Annotated in this window: 11 protein-coding genes; 6 read left to right on the top strand and 5 right to left on the bottom strand. The window is 60.9% G+C overall.

The features are described from left to right. Position 1: 1 nt before the first annotated feature. The 6 genes from hpnE to C7453_RS00025 all read left to right on the top strand — a co-directional run bounded on the left by hpnE (position 2) and on the right by C7453_RS00025 (position 9,550). Entirely contained in the window at positions 2-1,300 is a 1,299-nt protein-coding gene (gene hpnE, locus C7453_RS00050; protein WP_114724920.1) for a hydroxysqualene dehydroxylase HpnE, read from the top strand. A 135-nt stretch (positions 1,301-1,435) separates the two neighbouring features. After that, positions 1,436-3,361, top strand: a complete 1,926-nt coding sequence (shc, locus tag C7453_RS00045) for a squalene--hopene cyclase (protein WP_245948731.1) — start codon at positions 1,436-1,438, stop codon at positions 3,359-3,361. Positions 3,362-3,414: 53 nt separating this feature from the next. Further along, positions 3,415-4,041 (top strand): phosphorylase family protein, encoded by a 627-nt coding sequence (locus tag C7453_RS00040; protein ID WP_114725905.1) that lies wholly within the window; start codon positions 3,415-3,417, stop codon positions 4,039-4,041. A 223-nt stretch (positions 4,042-4,264) separates the two neighbouring features. Then, positions 4,265-5,467: an acetate/propionate family kinase gene (locus C7453_RS00035; protein WP_114724916.1), complete on the top strand. Its 1,203-nt coding sequence runs from the start codon at positions 4,265-4,267 to the stop codon at positions 5,465-5,467. 49 nt (positions 5,468-5,516) lie between these two features. Further along, positions 5,517-7,898, top strand: coding sequence for a phosphoketolase family protein (locus C7453_RS00030; protein WP_114724914.1), 2,382 nt, complete (start codon positions 5,517-5,519; stop codon positions 7,896-7,898). 224 nt (positions 7,899-8,122) lie between these two features. Then, a complete protein-coding gene (locus tag C7453_RS00025) occupies positions 8,123-9,550 on the top strand; it encodes a glycosyltransferase family 2 protein (RefSeq protein WP_114724911.1) in 1,428 nt (475 codons plus the stop codon). 100 nt (positions 9,551-9,650) lie between these two features. Here C7453_RS00025 and C7453_RS00020 read toward each other — a convergent pair whose 3' ends face one another. From C7453_RS00020 to C7453_RS18580, 5 genes are all read right to left on the bottom strand, one after another. Next, positions 9,651-10,847 (bottom strand): hypothetical protein, encoded by a 1,197-nt coding sequence (locus C7453_RS00020; RefSeq protein WP_114724909.1) that lies wholly within the window; start codon positions 10,845-10,847, stop codon positions 9,651-9,653. A 536-nt stretch (positions 10,848-11,383) separates the two neighbouring features. Next, positions 11,384-12,487 carry a glycosyltransferase family 61 protein gene (locus tag C7453_RS00015; RefSeq protein WP_170143070.1) on the bottom strand — a complete coding sequence of 368 codons (1,104 nt, stop codon included), beginning with the start codon at positions 12,485-12,487 and terminating at the stop codon, positions 11,384-11,386. Between the two features lie 107 nt (positions 12,488-12,594). Then, on the bottom strand, positions 12,595-15,543 hold the full coding sequence (locus C7453_RS00010; protein ID WP_141289128.1) for a glycosyltransferase: 2,949 nt from the start codon (positions 15,541-15,543) through the stop codon (positions 12,595-12,597). Positions 15,544-15,569: 26 nt separating this feature from the next. Next, complete coding sequence (locus tag C7453_RS00005; RefSeq protein ID WP_170143069.1) at positions 15,570-18,593, bottom strand: glycosyltransferase; 3,024 nt, start codon at positions 18,591-18,593, stop codon at positions 15,570-15,572. A gap of 7 nt (positions 18,594-18,600) precedes the next feature. Next, positions 18,601-19,017 carry a hypothetical protein gene (locus tag C7453_RS18580; RefSeq protein ID WP_141289122.1) on the bottom strand — a complete coding sequence of 139 codons (417 nt, stop codon included), beginning with the start codon at positions 19,015-19,017 and terminating at the stop codon, positions 18,601-18,603. Positions 19,018-19,476 lie beyond the last annotated feature (459 nt).

The raw sequence follows: 19,476 nt of genomic DNA, 5'->3' as shown, positions 1-19,476 counted from the left end.
GATGGCGGGGCATGTCCATATCGTCGGTGGCGGCCTGGCCGGCCTGTCGGCGGCGGTTGAACTGGCGGGCAGCGGCGGGCGGCTGACGGTCTACGAGGCCGGGCCGGCCTGTGGCGGGCGGGCGCGGTCCTATCACGACCGGCATCTGGGCTGCCGGATCGATAATGGCAACCATCTGCTGCTGTCGGCCAATGATGCGGTGTTCCGCTATCTGGGCCTGATCGGCGCGGAGAAGACGCTGGTCGGTCCTGATCGGCCGATCTTTCCCTTCGTCGATCTGGGGGATCGCTCGCGCTGGACGCTGGATCTGTCGCGCGGGCTGATCCCGTTCTGGCTGCTGTCGAAGCACCGGCGGGTGCCGGGCATGCGGCTGGGCGAGATCCGGTCGCTGACCCGGCTGATGCAGGCGACGCCGGAGCAGACGGTGGCGGAGCGCCTGCTGCCGGGCATGCTCTCGACCCGGCTGCTGGAGCCGTTCGCGATTTCGGCCCTGAACACGCTGTGCGAGACCGGCAGCGCCGCCCTGCTGGGGGCGGTGATCCGTGAAAGCCTGGCCAAAGGGGGGCGGGCCTGCCTGCCGCGTTTCCCTGCCGTCGGCCTGTCGGAGAGTTTCGTCGATCCGGCGCTGGACCATCTGGCGCTGATGAAGGCGGAGGTGCGTACCGGGTGCCGCGTGTCGGGCGTTACGACCGCCGATGGCCGTGCCACCGGCTTGCGCCTGCCGGACGGCGAAGTGACGCTGGATGAGGACGATAGTCTCATCATGGCCGTTACGGCACCCGTGGCGGCCGATCTGCTGGGGAGTGTGCTGCCGGACTTGCGCGTGCCTGATGCCTTCGAGAGCATCGTCAACGTCCATTTCCGGCTTGATCCGGCGCCTGTGGCCCTTGGGGCGCTGGAGCGTGCCCGCTTTATCGGTGTCGTCGGCGGGATCAGCGAATGGGTGTTCGTGAAGGACGATATCCTGTCGGTGACCGTCAGCGCCGCCAACCGCTATGCCGACCGGGACAATGACGAACTGGCGGCCGTGATCTGGAACGAGGTTCGCGCGGCGGTGGAACCGGCCCTGGCGCGGCCTCTTCCGCTGGACATGCCCCCCATGCGCATGGTGCGTGAGCGGCGCGCCACCTTTGCCGCAACCCCGGCCCAGGAGCGGTTGCGGCCGCCGGTGCGCACCGCGCTGGACAACCTGTTTCTGGCTGGGGACTGGACGGCGACGGGATTGCCCGCGACAATCGAAGGTGCGATCAGGTCCGGCGTGACCGCGGCCCGGGCCGTCCGCGACCCTCTCCGGCGATGAGCCAGCCGCCGGAATTGTGAATGGCTGGCATTTTGGACAGGTCCCGCCGATGGGGCGGGAGACAATGGAATGATGGTGAACGCGACCGATACCCTTGAACGTCCTTCCGCCGGTGCGGCGGACCCGGTGGTGCCGATGATCGAAATCGACCAGGCGGTCGATTCCGCCCATGCGGCACTGGGTCGTCGGCAGAACGATGACGGGCACTGGGTGTTCGAGCTTGAGGCCGATGCCACCATTCCGGCGGAATATGTTCTGCTGGAGCATTATCTGGACCGGATCGAGCCGGATCTGGAAGCGCGGATCGGCGTCTATCTGCGGCGTATCCAGGGCGATCATGGCGGCTGGCCGCTTTATCACGGCGGCCGGTTCGATCTTTCGGCGACCGTGAAAGCGTATTTCGCGCTGAAAGCGATCGGCGACGACATCGATGCGCCGCACATGGCGCGGGCGCGGGCGGCGATCCTGGACCATGGCGGGGCGGAGCGCAGCAACGTCTTTACCCGCTTCCAGCTTGCGCTGTTCGGCGAGGTGCCCTGGCACGCGACGCCGGCCATGCCGGTGGAACTGATGCTGCTGCCGCGCAAGGCGCTGTTTTCGGTCTGGAACATGTCCTACTGGTCGCGGACGGTGATCGCGCCGCTGCTGGTGCTGGCGGCGCTGAGGCCGCGCGCGGTCAATCCGCGCGACGTGCATGTGCCCGAACTGTTCGTCACCCCGCCTGCGCAGGTGCGGGACTGGATCCGTGGCCCTTACCGGTCGGCGCTGGGCCGGGTGTTCAAATATGTGGACAAGGTGGTGCGGCCCGGCGAGCGGCTGATCCCCGAGGCGACGCGGCGCCGGGCGATCAAGGCGGCGGTCGACTTCATCGAGCCGCGTCTGAACGGGGTGGACGGTCTGGGCGCGATCTATCCCGCCATGGCCAATTCCGTGATGATGTATCGCGCGCTGGGCGTGCCCGACAGCGACCCGCGCGCCGCGACGGCGTGGGAGTCGGTGCGGCGGCTGCTGGTGGAGAATGGGGACGAGGCCTATTGCCAGCCCTGCGTCTCGCCGATCTGGGATACCGGTCTGGCCGGCCATGCGATGATCGAGGCGGCCTCCGGCCCCGATGGCATCCGCCCTCACGAGACGAAGAAGAAGCTGGCCGCCGCGGCGGAGTGGCTGCGGAGCCGGCAGATTCTGGACGTGAAGGGTGACTGGGCGATCAATTGCCCCGATGTGGCGCCGGGTGGCTGGGCGTTCCAGTACAACAACGATTATTACCCGGACGTCGACGATACGGCCGTGGTCGGCATGCTGCTGCATCGCGAGGGCGATCCGGCCCATCATGATGCGATCGAGCGTGCGCGCCAGTGGATACTGGGCATGCAGAGCACCAACGGCGGTTGGGGCGCGTTCGATATCGACAATAATATGGATTTTCTGAACCATATCCCGTTTGCCGATCATGGCGCGCTGCTGGACCCGCCGACCGCCGACGTGACGGCGCGCTGCGTCTCGTTCCTGGCCCAGCTTGGCCACCCCGAGGATCGGCCGGTGATCGAGCGGGCGGTCGCTTACCTGCGCTCCGATCAGGAGGCCGAGGGGTGCTGGTTCGGCCGCTGGGGCACCAACTACATCTATGGCACATGGTCGGTGCTGTGCGCGCTGAACGTGGCCGGCGTGTCGCATGACGATCCGGCCATCGTACGGGCGGTGGACTGGCTGCGCTCCGTCCAGCGCGAGGATGGCGGTTGGGGCGAGGATTGCGCCACCTTCGAGGGCGCGACGCCGGGCATCTATACCGAGAGCCTGCCGTCGCAGACCGCATGGGCGACGCTGGGCCTGATGGCCGCCGGCCTGCGTGACGACCCCGCCGTGGCGCGGGGCATGGCCTATCTGGCCCGGACCCAGAAGGAAGACGGGGAATGGGACGAGGAGCCGTATAATGCCGTCGGTTTCCCCAAGGTTTTCTATCTGCGCTACCATGGTTATCGGCAGTTCTTCCCGCTGATGGCGCTGTCGCGTTACCGCAATCTGGAATCCAGCAACACCCGCCGCGTCGCGTTCGGTTTCTGAGCGTGACCGGGCCTGAGGTGCCGCCGGCCGCGTGCCTGGGTGTCGTGGTCGGGATGGAGGCTGAGGCCGCTCTGGTCCGGGCCGCGATGCCTGCCGCACGGGTCGGCATCAGCGGTGCCACGGCCGAAGGGGCGCGCGCCGCCGTCGATGATCTGGTGCGGCAGGGGGTGGATGCGCTGCTTTCCTTTGGGCTGGCGGCTGGTCTTGACCCCGATCTGCGGCCCGGTGCGGTGCTGGTGCCCCGGCATGTGCGGCTGCCCGATGGGCGGCTTCTGGCGGCGGCGCCCCGGCTGCTTGCGTGGCTGGGCGATGGACGGCCCGACCGGGTGAGCACCGATCTGCTGCATAGCGACGATATCGTGGCGACCGCCGGGCGCAAGGGCGCGTTGTTCCGCAGTACCGGTTGCGCCGGGCTGGATATGGAAAGCGGTTTTGTCGCCGAGGGTGCGGAACGGGCGGGTCTGCCGTTCGCCGTGCTGCGGGTGGTGTGCGACCCGGCCGGGCGTTCGTTGCCGCCGGCGGCGGTGCTGGCGTTGCAGCCTGATGGCGGGATCGGGCTGGGGGGTATTCTGCTGAGTGTGCTGCGTCGGCCGGTGCAGATTCCCGCGTTGATCGCCCTGGGGCGTGATGCGGCGCAGGCGCGGGCACGGGCTGTTCGGGTGTTGCGGGATGTTGCCTAAGGTCTTCTTTTTCTGAAGAAAAAGAAGCAAAAAGACTTTTGCTCGTTCAGGGCCTTCGTATGGCTCAAGCACATGGCTCCTGACCGAATAAGAGTTTTTTGGTTCTTTTTTCAAAAAAGAACAACAACGCGCCCCTTGGGAATCTTGATACGAGTCAATGATCCTCGCCCCTGTCGGACGTTAGGATGCGCGGCTTGACGGACAACAAGGGAATGGGGCTTCCATGGCGACGGCAATTCTGGCGCTCAATGCCGGTTCTTCCAGCGTAAAGTTCACCCTGTTTCATCAGGAGCCGGGAGCCGAGGCGCGCCGTATCGCGCATGGGCAACTGGAAGGGTTGAACACCCATCCGCATTTTCGGGCCACCGGTGCCGATGGTGCGGTGCTGGTCGACCAGACGTGGCCGGCGCCCGCCCCCGAAGGTGAAGACCCGCATCACGGCCCGGTAGCCTGCCTGCTGGACTGGGTGACCTCTCATCTGGGCGATGTGCCGCTGTTGGGGGTGGGGCACCGTGTGGTGCATGGCGGGGCTGAATTCGCGGCGCCGATCCGCATCACACCCGAGACGCTTGCGCGGCTGGAGGCGCTGACGCCGCTGGCGCCGCTGCATCAGCCGGCCAGCCTGGGGCCGATCCGTGTACTGCTGGCGTTGCAGCCCGACCTGCCGCAGATCGCCTGTTTCGATACCGCGTTTCACCACACGCTGCCCGACACCGCGACGCGCCTGCCCCTGCCGGCCAGCTATGGGGCGAAGGGTGTGCGGCGCTATGGTTTCCATGGCCTGTCCTACGAATATATCGCCTCCTGCCTGCCGGGCCTGTCGCCCCGGCTGGCGGCGGGGCGCACGATTGTCGCGCATCTGGGCAATGGTGCCAGCCTGTGCGCCATGGCGGCGGGGCGCAGCACGGAAACCACGATGGGGTTTTCGGTTCTCGACGGGCTGGTGATGGGCACGCGCTGCGGACAGATCGACCCCGGTGTGCTGTTGTACATGATGCGCGCCGAAGGGCTGGATGCGGCGGGGATCGAGAAGGTGCTGTATCATCAGGCCGGCCTGCTGGGTGTGTCGGGTGTATCCAGCGACGTGCGGGACCTGCAGGAGCGCGCGGCGGGCGATGCGGCGGCCCGCGAGGCGCTGGAGATGTTCACTTATCGGCTGGTGCAGCAGATCGGGGCCATGATCCCGGTGCTGGGCGGGCTGGACGGGCTGGTCTTTACTGCCGGGATCGGCGAGCATGACGCCGCCATGCGGCAGGCGGCCTGTGCCCGCCTGGCTTGGCTGGGCGTGCGGCTGGACCAGGCCGCCAATGATGCCCATGCGGCCGTGATCAGCACGCCGGACAGCACGGTGGAGGTGCGGGTGATCCCGACGGATGAGGAAAGCATGATCCGGCGTCACGTCGCGGCCAGTCTCATGCAGGCATAGTCCGGCACAGGCATGATGCCGCCGGCAACGTCAAAGGGAAGGAACGAAAATGAACGAGCCCCTTTCGGAGGTTCCGTCGGTCGCGCCTCTTTCGGAAACTGAACTCGCCCTGTTCAACCGCTGGTGGCATGCCGCCAACTACCTGTCCGTCGGCCAGATCTATCTGATGGCCAACCCGCTGCTGCGCGAACCGCTGCAACTGGAACATACCAAGCCGCGCCTGCTGGGCCATTGGGGCACCACGCCGGGGCTGAATTTCCTCTGGCTGCATCTGAACCGCATCATCCGGGCGCGCGAGACTTCGGTGCTCTTCATTGCCGGGCCGGGGCATGGGGCGCCGGGCCTGATCGCCAGCACCTATCTGGAAGGCACCTACAGCGAATATTTCCCTGAGGTGTCGCAGGATCTGGACGGGCTGGGACGGCTGATGAAGCAGTTCTCGTTCCCCGGCGGCATTCCCAGCCATGCGGCAGCCACCACGCCGGGTTCGATCCATGAGGGTGGTGAACTCGGTTATTCGCTTTCCCACGCCTATGGCGCGGCGTTCGACAACCCGGATCTGGTCGTCGCCTGTGTGATCGGTGATGGCGAGGCGGAAACCGGGCCGCTGGCGACTTCGTGGCACAGCAACAAATTCGTCGATCCTGCGACGGATGGCGCGGTGCTGCCGATCCTGCATCTGAATGGCTACAAGATCGCCAATCCGACGATCCTGGCCCGTATTGCGCCGAGGGAACTGGCGGCGCTGCTGCGTGGCTACGGCTATGATCCGATCTTCGTCGAAGGGCATGACCCCGACCCGATGCACCAGAAGATGGCGGCGGCCATGGATCTGGCGTTCGACCGCATTGCCGCCATCCAGAAGGCGGCGCGCGAGGACGGCAAGACGGAACGCCCCGCTTGGCCGATGATCGTGCTGCGCAGCCCCAAGGGCTGGACCGGCCCCAAGGAGATCGACGGGCTGCGGACCGAAGGCTATTGGCGCTCGCATCAGGTTCCGTTCTCCGACCTGACGCATCCGGGGCATCTTCAGGCGTTGGAGACCTGGTTGCGCAGCTACCGGCCGGACGATCTGTTCGACGAGTCAGGTCGGCTGTTCCCCGAGATCGCGGCCCTCGCGCCTTCGGGCACGCTGCGCATGAGTGCCAATCCGCATGCCAATGGCGGCCAGTTGAAGCGTCCGCTGCGGTTGCCCGATATTGCCGATTATGCGGTTGCGGTCACCAGTCCGGGGCACGAGACCGGCGAGAGCACGCGCGTGATGGGCGAATGGCTGCGCGATGTGATGAAGCTGAACCTCGAGGCGCGCAATTTTCGGGTGCTGTCGCCGGACGAGAACAACTCCAACCGTCTGAATGCGGTGCTGGATGTCACCAACCGAGCGTGGAACGCCGAGACGTTCGATTATGACGACCATCTGGCGCGCGATGGCCATGTGATGGAGATCCTGAGCGAGCACACCTGCCAGGGATGGCTGGAAGGCTATCTGCTGACCGGGCGGCACGGCTTCCTGTCCTGCTACGAGGCCTTCATCCACATCGTCGATTCGATGGTGAACCAGCACGCCAAATGGCTGAAGACGGCGGCCGAAGTGCCGTGGCGCCGGTCGATCGCGTCGCTGAACTACCTGCTGACCTCGCATGTCTGGCGCCAGGACCATAACGGCTTCAGCCATCAGGACCCTGGCTTCATCGACCATGTGATCAACAAGAAGGCCGAATTCGTCCGCGTCTATCTGCCGCCCGATGCCAATACCCTGCTGTGGACGACGGCCCACTGCCTGCAAAGCTGGGACCGCATCAACGTGATCGTGGCCGGCAAGCAGCCCGAGCCGCAATGGCTAGGGCTGGATGATGCGATCCGCCATTGCGAGGCGGGCATCGGCATATGGGAGTGGGCCAGCAACGACAAAGGTGGCACGCCCGATGTGGTGATGGCCTGTGCCGGCGATGTGCCGACGCTGGAGACACTGGCGGCGGTGAAGCTGCTGCGCGAGCATGCGCCGGACCTGAAGGTGCGCGTGATCAACGTCGTGGACCTGATGACGCTGGATTCCCCCAGCCAGCATCCGCATGGGCTGGACGATGCCAGTTTCGATGCGCTGTTTACCCTCGACAGGCCAGTGATCTTTGCCTTCCATGGTTATCCGCAACTGATTCACAAGCTGATCTATCGCCGGGCGAATGCGCGGAATTTCCATGTCCACGGTTTCCGCGAGGAAGGATCGACCACGACGCCGTTCGACATGGTAGTGCGTAACCATCTCGACCGGTTCCATCTGGTGTCGAACGTGATCGACCGCGTGCCGGGGCTGGCCACACGGGCCGCCTATGCCAAGCAGGCCATCCGCGACAAGCTGGTCGATCATAGCCGCTATATCGCGGAACATGGTCGTGACCTGCCGGAAATCGAGGCCTGGCGCTGGTCGTAAGGCCGGTAGGCGGCGTGGCGTCTTGTTGCCGCGTCGCCGCCTTAGCGCAAACTGCTGAGCTGTTTTCCACCATATCCATCTGATACGGGCTGGTTATTCCGGCCCGTCCCCTCGGTCGCAAACCATTTGTAAAGATGAATCTGGTTTGAATGCCCGATCTGTTCCGGTCCGCCGGGCAGGTGGAATCCGCCCCGATTCCACGGCGATGACGGAATGTGTGATGGATGGATGACATGAAACTGGTCGGCGTAACAAGAACCTTGAACGAAAATGATATTATCGAATCCGTCATTCGGCATCATCTGGCGCTTGTTGACCATGTTATTGTGATGGACGATGGAAGTAATGATAATACGGCGGAAATTGTCTATTCACTGATCGAAGAAGGATTGCCCGTTTCCATTATAGAGAGGCGGTGTGTGATATTTGATGAAGGAAATAGAAATACCGTATTATATAATCTAGCAAAAAATAAGTTTTGCGCTGACTGGGTTCTGTTTTTCGATGCGGATGAATTTGTGGATGTCAGGCGCGTCGACAATGACCTGAAACGCTATCTGGAGGGGATTCCGGAGAATTTCGATAGCGTTTCACTGGATATGTTCAATTATACCGACAGTATTTTTGACGACGGTAATGAAAGAAACGTTCCACGCAGGCTTTTGTGGCGGACAAAAAATCCTCTCGATGTCTTCAAGGTTATCGTCAGAGGGAATCTCGAAGGGGTGGTTTCCATTCATGCGGGAAACCATTGCGGATATCTGGATGGCGTACCGATGAACTCCTTGAGGTCGGACAATGTCTTTATCTCTCATTATCCCAGGCGGTCGGGATGGCAGGATATCTATAAGTGGGTGATAGGACGGCTGAAAATTACCGCCGCAGGCCGAGCGGAAACAGAAAAGGGGACGGGAAGCCATTACATCCATCCATTCAATGTCTTGGTTAATAATACTGAAGCTATATTAAAAAATAATGATTTTTTTTTCGTCAAGCCGAATCCGAATTTATTCGAAAAAGACTCCGGTTTTTATCTGGGAATTGAACTGAAATATACCGAAATCGTGGACTACAAGGATAAGTGCATCCAGATGGTGCTTAAATACACGATGGAGCTAGCTAGGGATTTTGGAAAAATAATAGACGAATACCCTGATATCTCGAATCGGGTTCGAGGAGATCATTTCCAGAGAAGAGAGATATATGGAGAGATGCCTGCATTGCCGGAATATGAAGGACATATCGAGACATCGCAGAGTTCCGTCGATCCTGTTTGGGCAATCAGAAAAAATACGAAGGATGATTCTTCTCTGCTGATCAATGGTTCGATGAGACCAGACAATTACAACCACACTGCCAATCAGGACACTCCATGGTGGAGTGCCGATTTCGGTCAGGGCATCGCCCTGAAGGAAATAGTAGTCGTCAATCGCTTCGATCAGGAGGGTGTTAAGGACAGGCTGTTTCCGTTCGATATCATTCTTGAAGATGGGAATGGCGAAACAACTGTCCGGTCTATTGGCAGTGGAACGACAGCCAGCAGGGAATGTGTTGCGATAAAAGGAATAGATAAAAACGTGAGAAAAATGACGATATCCCTTCCGGGATGCGGTCGGTATCTCAGTATTTCGCAGGTGCGGTTCTTTCTATAGGGCTCGCACTCCGTTCGATCATCGCTTTCAGTTCGTGGGACCGCCCGTTATTCCTACTGTCACTCTATACGGGCAGTAATCTAAAAAATCCGAAAATGTTTTACCTAAGATGATTGTTCATGGCATCCGTCCACGTCCGGATATCCAGATGGTAGACGGCGAATACGCCTTTCAGCTGGTTGAGCCGGCAATCGGAGCAGAATGCGATGGTTCCGTCCGGCACCGATCGGACAAGAAGCTCCCTTTTTCTGTGCGTGCCGATATTGATGTAGCCGGTGGCGCTGATATCCCCGCGTGCCGCCATATCTCCGTTGGTGTGGATATCTCCGATCGACGAGATGCCCTGGCTTCCGAACTTGGCGTCACGACGAATACCAACTTCTGGATCGGTATAGGTATCGTAGAAAAAATGACTTTCGTGCGTCGCAATGACCGCGCCGGAACGCAGGGAGGCTACAATCAGGTTGCCGTCTCCGTCGGTGGTGATGCGCCCGGTGTCGAGCGCGGATGAGCCATCGACCTTCAGGTTTTGTCGAATTTCGGCATTGGCATTCCGATCGAACGACAGGGCCATCAGATTATTGACAATCCAGTCCAGTCGAACGGTTTTCTTGTTCAAACCGAAATATGTATCCTGTCCCTGATCCAGGACGATTCGCTGGTTGTCGCCAAGCCAAAGGCCAGGAGCACAGGTGCCGAGATCGTTCGGATCTCGGCAGGCTGGGGTGGCCGCCCATGATGCGAAGGCCGCCTTGTTGAATTTTCCCGATATATTAACTGGAAAATTGAAAGAATTCTGACCTGCGGCGATCTCGAGACCCTCGTTCACCGTCATGCCTGCTTCCGATTTTACACCGCCGATCGTGATCATCTGGACCATGCGATTTTGATGAACGTCCTTTCCATCTGCATAGAGATCGACTTCCATGCCCAGCATGCCGCCGCCATCCTCTGAACCGGTCTCGTCGCGAACACCGATATCGGCGCCATTTATGAGGTTTCGACGGCCGTTGCCATCTGCCAGCGCATCGGATGGCCGTATAGCGAAGAAATTGCCTGCCGAATTATTGTCCCAACCCGCATAGCCGCGCGCGATCATGATCGAATTGACACAATAGTAAGGTTGTCTGGTTTGCATCGCGCTCTGGTCACACTCGGCCTTGAGCGCATTGCTTCCGCTGCCATTCGTTGCATCCATCGGATGGGTCATGTGATGATGCAGGAACATGACGGGTGACTCGTCCTGCCAGTTGTTGGAACGATTGACGTCCAGGCCTCCGTTATCGTTCGAGATCATCAGGGTCTGGCTATCAGGGCCGGAGGCAGGTATTGGGCCCTGCTGCCGTATTGAGCCGTCCTGATGGATGAGAACGTCATGTCGGCCGTCTGGTCGGGACCCCGGACCACCGGGGTGTGTTCCCAAGGTGCCCGATGCCGCGGCGAGGGTGCAGGACGATAGCCCGACGATGAGGATCATGTCTCTGAAACGCGTGTGTTTCATTACTTGCAACCATCCCTGATAGAGCGGGAGGCGTCTTGCGAAGTCATCCTGCCGGCATGTCCTTCGCGCGCCCCTCGCCCGAGGATCAGAAAGACACACCGGGCGTAAAGCGGCGAGGCGTCCTCGCTCGGCTGGACCTTTCAAGCAGCCTTGGAAGCTGGATGATCGGGCAAGGATCTTAACGAATGCATATCGGACGGTAGGACTGATGCTGCTTGTCGCAAAATTTCGCAGTTGAGCGATTCACTTGGCAGAGAGTCTGCCGGGGACATTGCGATGCGAAGGCTCAGCAAGCCCTTTGCCGGGTCGGGGCATGATGGAAGAATATGCCTTTAGGACAGATACTGACTTGTTATTCTTTCGATATTCCGGATGTCGATCTTGGTTCCGTGTTCAGCACCATTCAGGTAGTAGGCTATTGTATGCCCTCTCAAGTTGGAAATGTAGGATTGGATTGCGTTCAGCCATCCGATACAAAGCACTTTTGCACCTCTGGGTGAGAAGATGGTATTGTGAAGACCGGAACCGAAGACACCTACTATTCTTGTTGCACGACAAAAAATGTAGATTTGCTCTTTGGGGGTAAGTTGCTCGGGGTATATGATCTGGTATCCGATGCCGGAATAAAAATATTCCAATTCAGCTTCGTTCTCGACAGCGCGTTCGCTGGCACGTGCCAGTCTTCTGGATAAATAGATTTTCTTATTTTCTTTGTTGTGAGAAATAGTTTGTATTTTACGAATCGATTCGCCGACTAAGCAATTCATTTCCGGATGGAAGATATATCCTCGATTGAGAGTCGAGATCATGATAAAGGATCTTGCTTTAATGACGACGTTTTCGTGATCGTAGTATATTATATCACCTTTATTTATGAAAAGATCAACAAAGTCATGCATCCATATGGGAATGGATTTGGGAATGGCGACTTTGAAGCGTATGCCTATTTCCTGAAGTTTGGTATAAGCATAGATTTTCGGAAACATTTCCAGAAGAACATGTCCGTAGACGAAAGGATAATTGATCAGGATTACGATGGGTTCGTCATGGAAGACCGGTTCGGAACTTTTATTGAAAATGGATCCTCGCCAGCTCTGCGGAAGAGAATCAATAATGGCACCGGAGACGAATGTGGAATAAATATTTGAATTTGAGAAAATATAGTTGGATTCATTTCTTATGAATCCTGCGCTACCCAGGGTGAGATTTTTGCCGGGAAGGCAATAATACTCTATACCGGGAACAAAATCCCGTCTGTGATGACTGTCGATGATCGTCCTGTCCCCGATGCTATCCTCATTTAAAATGGCAGGGGTGGGCGCACTCAGAAGAGGGTTTCCGTAGGCAATTTTATGGGGCTCCGGCAGATATCCGAAATCTTCCAGCCTGTCCGTGGGGTGGAAATGTATGTCGAACCACCCGTTTTTCTCGGTCATTGCAGGTCTCTCGTCTTTAAGAAATGGCTCTTGCATCTGCTAATGTGTGGAAGCTACGGCATGGTGTCGGGAGAGCCCTGTGAGGTAGGGATGGACGGATTCTGTCTTCAGTCGAGGAGCGATTCCAGAATGTCGAGAGATGTACTCTTCCTGTTTTCCATGAAGATTCGGTGAACTGCATTTCGTCGCAGCGTGTTCCATAACGCTTCGTCCGTGTAGCTCTCATTCATGGCAGCCGCGAACGTGCCTGGGGAATTGCTCGGCGCGCAGGCGAGATCCGATCCGGCGGTCCAGCCGATCTGCTGGCAGAGGAGGTCGGTGGCGACGATGGGAAGGCCATGGGCGGCGGCTTCGTGAATCTTGTAGGGAATCCCCGCCGCGAAGCGGGTCGGGGCGATGAAGACGCGGTGCGATTCATAGAGTGGGCCCAGGTCTTCGACGAAGCCGAGCAGGTCGAAGCGTGGGTGCGTCAGGATCGAAGCGAGGTCGATGCCCTCCGCGAGATGGCCCGCGACGCGGATTCGGGCCTCGGGGGGAAGAAGGTGGCCATATTCGGGTAGAACTTGGTCGTTCAGCCATGTCAGCGCGTCCAGATTGGGGGATTGCGGGTTCTGGATCGCGCCGACGAACAGGAAGTGTGCGCGGGCGGCGAAGGGGCGGGGCTGCGGGGAGGGCGTTTTGACATGGCCCAGTACCGCGACCGCGCAATGCACCTCCGGGGCGAGCAGGTCGGCTTCGGCCTGGCTGACGGCCACGAACCGGTCGATGAAATCGGTGGCGCGGAATTCATGGCGCAGCATGGTCGCCAGCGTGGGCAGGTCCGGCCGGTTCTCCAACTGCATCCGGCCCCGTTCGCGTAGCGAGGCGATGGCTTCGGTGTCGAGAATGATGCGGCAGTCTGTGAGCGCGGCGCGGCAGGCGGCGATGATCGGGCGCAGACGGGCGGCATTATGGGTCCGGCCGATCCACAGGACATCGTAATAGTCCGATCGGGCGTGCAGGAAGGCGTCCAGGTCGGCGATTCCGCGGTCCCAGATGATTTCCGCGCGGTCGGGCAGGTCGCGATAACGGCCCGCCGGGGCCTCGCGCGGCGGGAAGACCGGATAGACGGTCACATGCAGGCCCAGATCCTCGACCATCAGGCGCACGATGTCGTTCGAGCGGGGAAAGCCCGCGCCGATGGCCGGTTGGGGCAGGTAATCTTCGATGAACAGGACGTGTTTTTGCGTTCTGGTACTGGTGCGTGCCCTCAGCAGGTTCGCGCTGTCCCGCGTGTAGTACCCCTCGATCTCGTCGCGGTGTCTGTGGAAGAACCTGCCGATATTCCGGCCCAGGATGGTGTCGATGTCCGCCGGATTGCCGCTGCCGGACTCGTAATGCAGTACGGCTACGTCGGGGTCGTAGAGCACGTCGAAGCCTTGCTGGCGGATCCGGACGCAGAGGTCGGTGTCCTCATAATAGGCCGGGCTGAAATGCGGATCGAAGCCGTGCAGTGCCTTCGCCAGTTCGGTACGGACCATCAGGAATGCGCCGGAGCAGAAATCGACCGCCCGCGCGTAATTGGCTTCAGGGCAGAACGGGGAGGCGTCGCGCAGATAGCCCGATGTGGTGCCGTCATTCCAGATGATGCTGCCCGCTTCCTGAAGCTGGCCGGTGGTGCGGATCAGCTTCGCCCCGACGGCGCCGGTGCGGGCCTCCTGCCGCAGGCGGTGTAGTGCGGCCGCGATCGCGCCTGGGAAGACCTCGACATCGTTGTTCAGGAACAGCACATAGGGTGCGGCGACCCGTGCGAGTCCGGCGTTGGAGCCGGCGAGGAAGCCGATATTGTCGGCCAGCCGGACGATGTCGAGCCCGTGGACATATCGTTCGATCCGGCTGGTCTCGTCTCGCGAGGCGCCATCGATCAGGATCACCTGCATCGGCCCCGGATAGGTGGCCCGCAGCGAGGACAGCGCCGTCATGGTGAAGGCGAACTGGTTGTGGACGACCATGACGACGCTGAAATCGGGAAGATCGCAGGAAAAATCGAGAGGGCGGGCCATCAGGGTGCTGGTGCGTACATCGGCCAGCAAGCGAAAGGCGCGGCGGCAATGCAGTTCGGCGCTTTCCGCAGGTTTCTTGCCGTCCGGCAGTGTGCCGGAGAGGGCGGCATAGGCGGCGAAGGGGGTAGGGTAGCCCCCCAGGCCGATCGCCTCGATTACGCCGGGGTCCTTTGCATAGGCGGCGAGATCGACCTGCGGATGGGGGCGGCGTGCTTCCTGCTGGCCGTATTGCAGAAAATGCGCGTAGCCGTTGCGGAAAGTGCCCGTCGCAACGGCATGGGCCACGTCCGGATGGCTGGTTGCATAGAACCGTTCGGAGAAGAACGGCAGGGGATCGAAAGCGGTTGGCGTCGTGGTGATCAGGTAATGGCGCAGGGGGTGCCCCCACTCCTGTATCTGGTCCGAGACGGTGGGATAGGCCCGCAGATACCAGACGGGATCGAAGAACCAGGATGTCCGGCGGACGGCGTTCTCTGGCGCGTGCAGGTTTTCCATGAAGGCGATGAATGGGCCGAGCCGCGTGTCATGGAGGAAATCCGGGTTTTCCTTGAGGAAGAGCGCGGTGGAAAAGAACAGAGAGGCATCCCGGCCTTCCCCGGCGCCGTAGGACAGGAAATGATCGTAGCCGTTGCGCAGGCCGTGACGTTCGACCTCTTCCAGCGACAGGCCGAGCTGGGTTTCCCGATAGAAGAGTTCGTCGAAGAAGCCGTTCGGATTGCGGTCCCTGAAGCCTTCCGCGCAATAATGGGCGAAGCCCGACGGGACCTGGTGTGTGCGAATAGCCTCGTCTATGTCGGCATAGGCTTGGCGATACCATTCCTCGTCGAAGAACGGGTTGGGGGAATGACCCAGGGGTTCGCCGCATTCCTTGTAGAAGGCCAGGATGTCCGCCTCATCCCGCAGGTCGGCGATGGCGGGGATGAAGGCGTAGCGGCGACGATACCACGCGGCGTCGAACCGCCACCAAGCGGGTTTCGAGGCCGGTTGTTCCGCCGGCTGGTCCATGGGCGTCATGATCGCGTCCTTGTCGTCGGCCTGGGTCAATGGATGCGGAGCAGCCAGGGTGTCAGCAGCACGGTGGCCAGGGAGGCGATGGGCAGGTGCAACGGCACGGTCAGGCCGGTGCCCGTTGCCCTGACGCGTGCGGCCGGCGCGCCGATATCGAAGGTGATGACCGGCACATTCTGCCGCCAGAATTCGGTCAGGATATAGGACCAGGTTTCCGGCCAGATCGCGGGCAGGAAGCCCCAGTCGCACGGGTGGCGCCGGATCAGGGCGGCCAGTTCGTGCTCGCCATAGCGGCCGGTGATCTCGACGACGCCGGTGGCCAGCAGCCTTGGATCGTCACAGGTGTAGCCGATGATGACGAAGCGCATCGGCAGGGCGTGGTCCGCGACATGCCGGGCCAGCGCGAGCAGGATATTATAGCCCTTCTCGATCCCGATGGCGCCGATCAGGAGGATGCGCCGTATCTCGTCCGGCGCCTTCGGCAGGAAGGTCGCGGGGCGGGTCGGGACGGGCGGCTCCCATTGGCCCAGGGTGATCGGGGTGTCGATGTGGCGGCGATAGCGGTCCGCGACGTCCTGGCAGGAGGCGATGATGGCGCCGGCGCGTCGGAACAGATCGTCGCTCAGGTCGCGCAGCAGGTCCAGGGGGGCGTCGTCGCTGTTCAGGGGCCCCAGATCGGCGATGCAGCGCTGGCAGACATCGTGCGCCGGCTCGCCGCAATAAAGATTGTTGTGCGACACCAGCGTGATGCGTGGGCAGAACCAGGAATAATCATGCAGATACACCGCATAATCGATGCCGCTGCGCGAGACCCAGTGCACGTCGCGGATTCCGGACCCGATATAGCTGTGGATTTCGATCCTGTCGCATCCCAGATCGAGCAGCAGCGTGCGCAGCTCCGCGCCCTTTCTCGGCGCGGTGATGTTCGGATAATCCTCCGGCAGGAAGGGGATGATCGTCCAGCCCGTGTCTCCGCTGCCTGAACGGTGGGGCGAGAGGATCAGCGGCACATGGCCGGCGGCCAGGTTTTCACCCGCGCGCTCGGTCACGAAACGCTGGACGCCGCCTTGGCGGTCGTGGGTCAGCAGCGCCACGACGGGGCGCCCGGCGATGGCGTGGCGCAGGCGGGAAAGATCGAGATCCCGGCGCAAGGGGCGTAGCGGATCGCGCGCCTGCCAGACCTGGACCATCCGGTCATATCCGGGGTGCAGGCCGTTGAGGGTTGCCAGGTTACGGCGGATCAGGTCGTTTCGGACGGCGCTGAAGGACTGTCCTTCCGCATGGCCGACGAAGGTTTGCAGGCAGGCCACATGCCGCCAGCCCAGGGCGGCGGCGCGGCGGCTGAAGTCATTTTCCTCGCCATAGCCTTGTGCGAAGACGTCTTCGCGCAGCAGGCCGGTCTGATGCAGGCAATCGGCGCGGATATACATGCAGTAGCCGTGCGCGGTCGGGACGTCGATCAGGGCGTCGTTCTCGCATGCCGCGAGGCGCTCCGCCGTCTCGATGACCTCTTCATAGGCCGGTACGGGATTCTGGCCGTGCGCATTCGGGTAGCTGAAAATCGTTGCGGCGTTGGAGAGCGGTGTGGCGGTGCCGATATCGGGCGCGCGATAGACGGTGCGCCGCAAGGCCGCGATCCAGTGCGGGGGTGGCAGTGTGTCGCTGTTCAGGAGAATGGCGTCTTCATCCCGCTCCACGGCGCGCAGGCCGCGATTGGCGGAAAAGGTGAAGCCGCCATTGCGGGCGTTAGTCAGGACCGTGACGCCATCGAGCCCGGCCAGTGTGTCGAGAAAGGCGATGATCCGTTCATCAGGAGAGCAGTCATTGACGATGACTATCCGTTCGTTCGGCCCACGATGCTGGAGGACCAGCGTGATGCATGTGCGGGTGACTTCGTAGCCGCGATAGACGGGAATGATGACCGCGACCTGACGGGCAGGGATGGTGGGAGCCGCGGCTTCGGGCACTGTGAAGAGGGGGGTGTAGAGGGTCGGGAAGGGTTGATTGAAACTGGGCCGTACTGCCGTGGGATGTGCGCTGGGGAACAAGGAGGCGACCCATTCCGCCTGGGTGCGGGCATAGCGCCCGCCGGCGAGGGGGTCGAGCGGGCTGCCGTAGAAGGCGCGGCCGAGGCGGTCTGTGACCTTGACCGCCGGTGTCCGGGCGCCCAGGAGGGCCTGCCACGGAATGACAAAGTCCGTGCGCGGCTTTTCGGGCTGGAGCGTTTCGTCGTCGGGCAGCCCGACTGTTGCATCGAACAGCATGTGGTCGTCTTGAACGGCGCGCACATGGATCTGGTCGGCGGCTCCCGGATTGTTGGGGTAGCGGCACCATCCGCTCAGTCCCTCGGCGGTGCCCTCAATGAATCCTTCGAAGGCCCAGACTGTCCGGCTATCGATGCCGCTACCGAGCAGGTCGCGGCCCTCCTGAAGGATGTCGATGCGCGGCAGGTGGGGCGGCAGGATGAAGTTGCCGATTGCCCAGACCTGATAGCCGGATAGCCGGGTCAGCAAGGCCAGGTCGGCGGGGCGTTCCTTTCCGTCATGGCGCAGGATGAGGTCGTGGGCGGCATGATCCGGCAGGCCGACGACGAGGCGCCCGTCGGGCAGCATGGCGCACCAACCCGAACAGCGATTGGCTTCGGCGACGGCGCTGAAAAGGGAAAAGGCGATATCGGGAAAAATGACGGCGGTTTCACGCAGGAGAGCCCGCAGTTCGACAAAGGCGCGATCATGGGCGCCGAAACGCATGCGGGTGATCAGCAGGAAAAATCGCGCCAGTGGCGAGGGGGTGACCGAAGAGAGAAATTCGAAAGCCTCCGAAGCGCGTGGCTCGTGCAGTGCCAGGCGGCAGAAGCCGATACCCAGCGTGATGTCGCGCGTGCTTGGATGCGATCGTTGCAGATATTCCAGCCGGGGCAGGATGGATTCCGGGGTTTGCGGAATGCCTTCCAGTTCTTCGTAGCGAGACGAAAGAACGTCGCCGTACCGGGCGGCGATGTCCCGCACGAAGCCGTCGATCGTCGTCTCCATTATGCGGTCGGCTTGTTCGGTCATGGGGACGTCAGGCGGCGCAGAAGCCACGCCAGGTGTCATAGACCGGTTCCAGCGTCTTGGAGGGGGCCCGTAACTCGGCACGGCCGACATTCAGCCAATGCATTTTGCCATTGGTCCATTCGCCGCGTAGGACGGAGGCGGCGACATCGGGGTTATTCTTCAGGTACCATTTTTCGTCGAATTCCTTGCCGTCGGTGTCGCGGCCTTCGAAGAAACCGACCTGGATAAAATGGTCATGGCCGTTTTTTAGTTCGCCGCGATGGATCGCGGCATCCACATCGGGATTCGCCCGTAGATAGGCTGCTTCGTCGAACGGTACGGTCTTGAGGTAGGCGGTTATCAGGAATTTGAAAACATCTTCTGGAATAAGAACTTTTCCATTTTCAGTTTTCGTTAAACGTTTAACTGAAGAATAAAGAATCACGATATTTCTCCAGAGAAAGAGTCCGTAAAATGGATATTTCTTTTTCTGGATACCGACTTGAAGTAAATATAAGGTAAAATTTTTCACCATTCTGCGCATAAGGCCGGATATCTGCCGGCATTTTCATGCGGATAAAGAGTGAAGATTTAATAAAGATATGGTTTTTATTTCTTCGCGGCTATGTGAAGAATGGGGCGTGCGTCAGCCTGGGGTCTTTTGTGCAAAAACAAGGGCGATGTCATTATGCTGGATAATCAAGCTGACACCGGGGCTGAACGCAAGGGGAGCGGCATGTTCGGTCGGCCTTTCTTCCTTGTCAGGACAGAAAGAAAGGCGATCCGATTACTCCTTGAAGGCGCGGGCGAGGATATTCTGCTTTTCCAGCGAGACGGGCAGCGCGGTGGCGGTAACGGCCACACCCTGCCAGCCCGCCCCCATGGCGGTGTAGAGATTGACCGC

Source organism: Gluconacetobacter liquefaciens (assembly GCF_003350405.1).
GTDB classification, from domain to species: domain Bacteria; phylum Pseudomonadota; class Alphaproteobacteria; order Acetobacterales; family Acetobacteraceae; genus Gluconacetobacter; species Gluconacetobacter liquefaciens.
This window is presented reverse-complemented; position numbering and strand designations above follow the sequence as displayed.

What these genes read in the sequence shown, in the direction of transcription:
- C7453_RS00010 (WP_141289128.1), bottom strand. Translation starts at nt 15,543, where the DNA reads ATGACGCCCATGGACCAGCCGGCGGAACAACCGGCCTCGAAACCCGCT.
- C7453_RS00020 (WP_114724909.1), bottom strand. Translation starts at nt 10,847, where the DNA reads ATGATCTCGAACGATAACGGAGGCCTGGACGTCAATCGTTCCAACAAC.
- C7453_RS00040 (WP_114725905.1), top strand. Translation starts at nt 3,415, where the DNA reads ATGGAGGCTGAGGCCGCTCTGGTCCGGGCCGCGATGCCTGCCGCACGG.
- C7453_RS00030 (WP_114724914.1), top strand. Translation starts at nt 5,517, where the DNA reads ATGAACGAGCCCCTTTCGGAGGTTCCGTCGGTCGCGCCTCTTTCGGAA.
- C7453_RS00035 (WP_114724916.1), top strand. Translation starts at nt 4,265, where the DNA reads ATGGCGACGGCAATTCTGGCGCTCAATGCCGGTTCTTCCAGCGTAAAG.
- C7453_RS00015 (WP_170143070.1), bottom strand. Translation starts at nt 12,487, where the DNA reads ATGACCGAGAAAAACGGGTGGTTCGACATACATTTCCACCCCACGGAC.
- C7453_RS00025 (WP_114724911.1), top strand. Translation starts at nt 8,123, where the DNA reads ATGGATGACATGAAACTGGTCGGCGTAACAAGAACCTTGAACGAAAAT.
- C7453_RS00005 (WP_170143069.1), bottom strand. Translation starts at nt 18,593, where the DNA reads ATGACCGAACAAGCCGACCGCATAATGGAGACGACGATCGACGGCTTC.
- hpnE (WP_114724920.1), top strand. Translation starts at nt 2, where the DNA reads ATGGCGGGGCATGTCCATATCGTCGGTGGCGGCCTGGCCGGCCTGTCG.
- shc (WP_245948731.1), top strand. Translation starts at nt 1,436, where the DNA reads ATGATCGAAATCGACCAGGCGGTCGATTCCGCCCATGCGGCACTGGGT.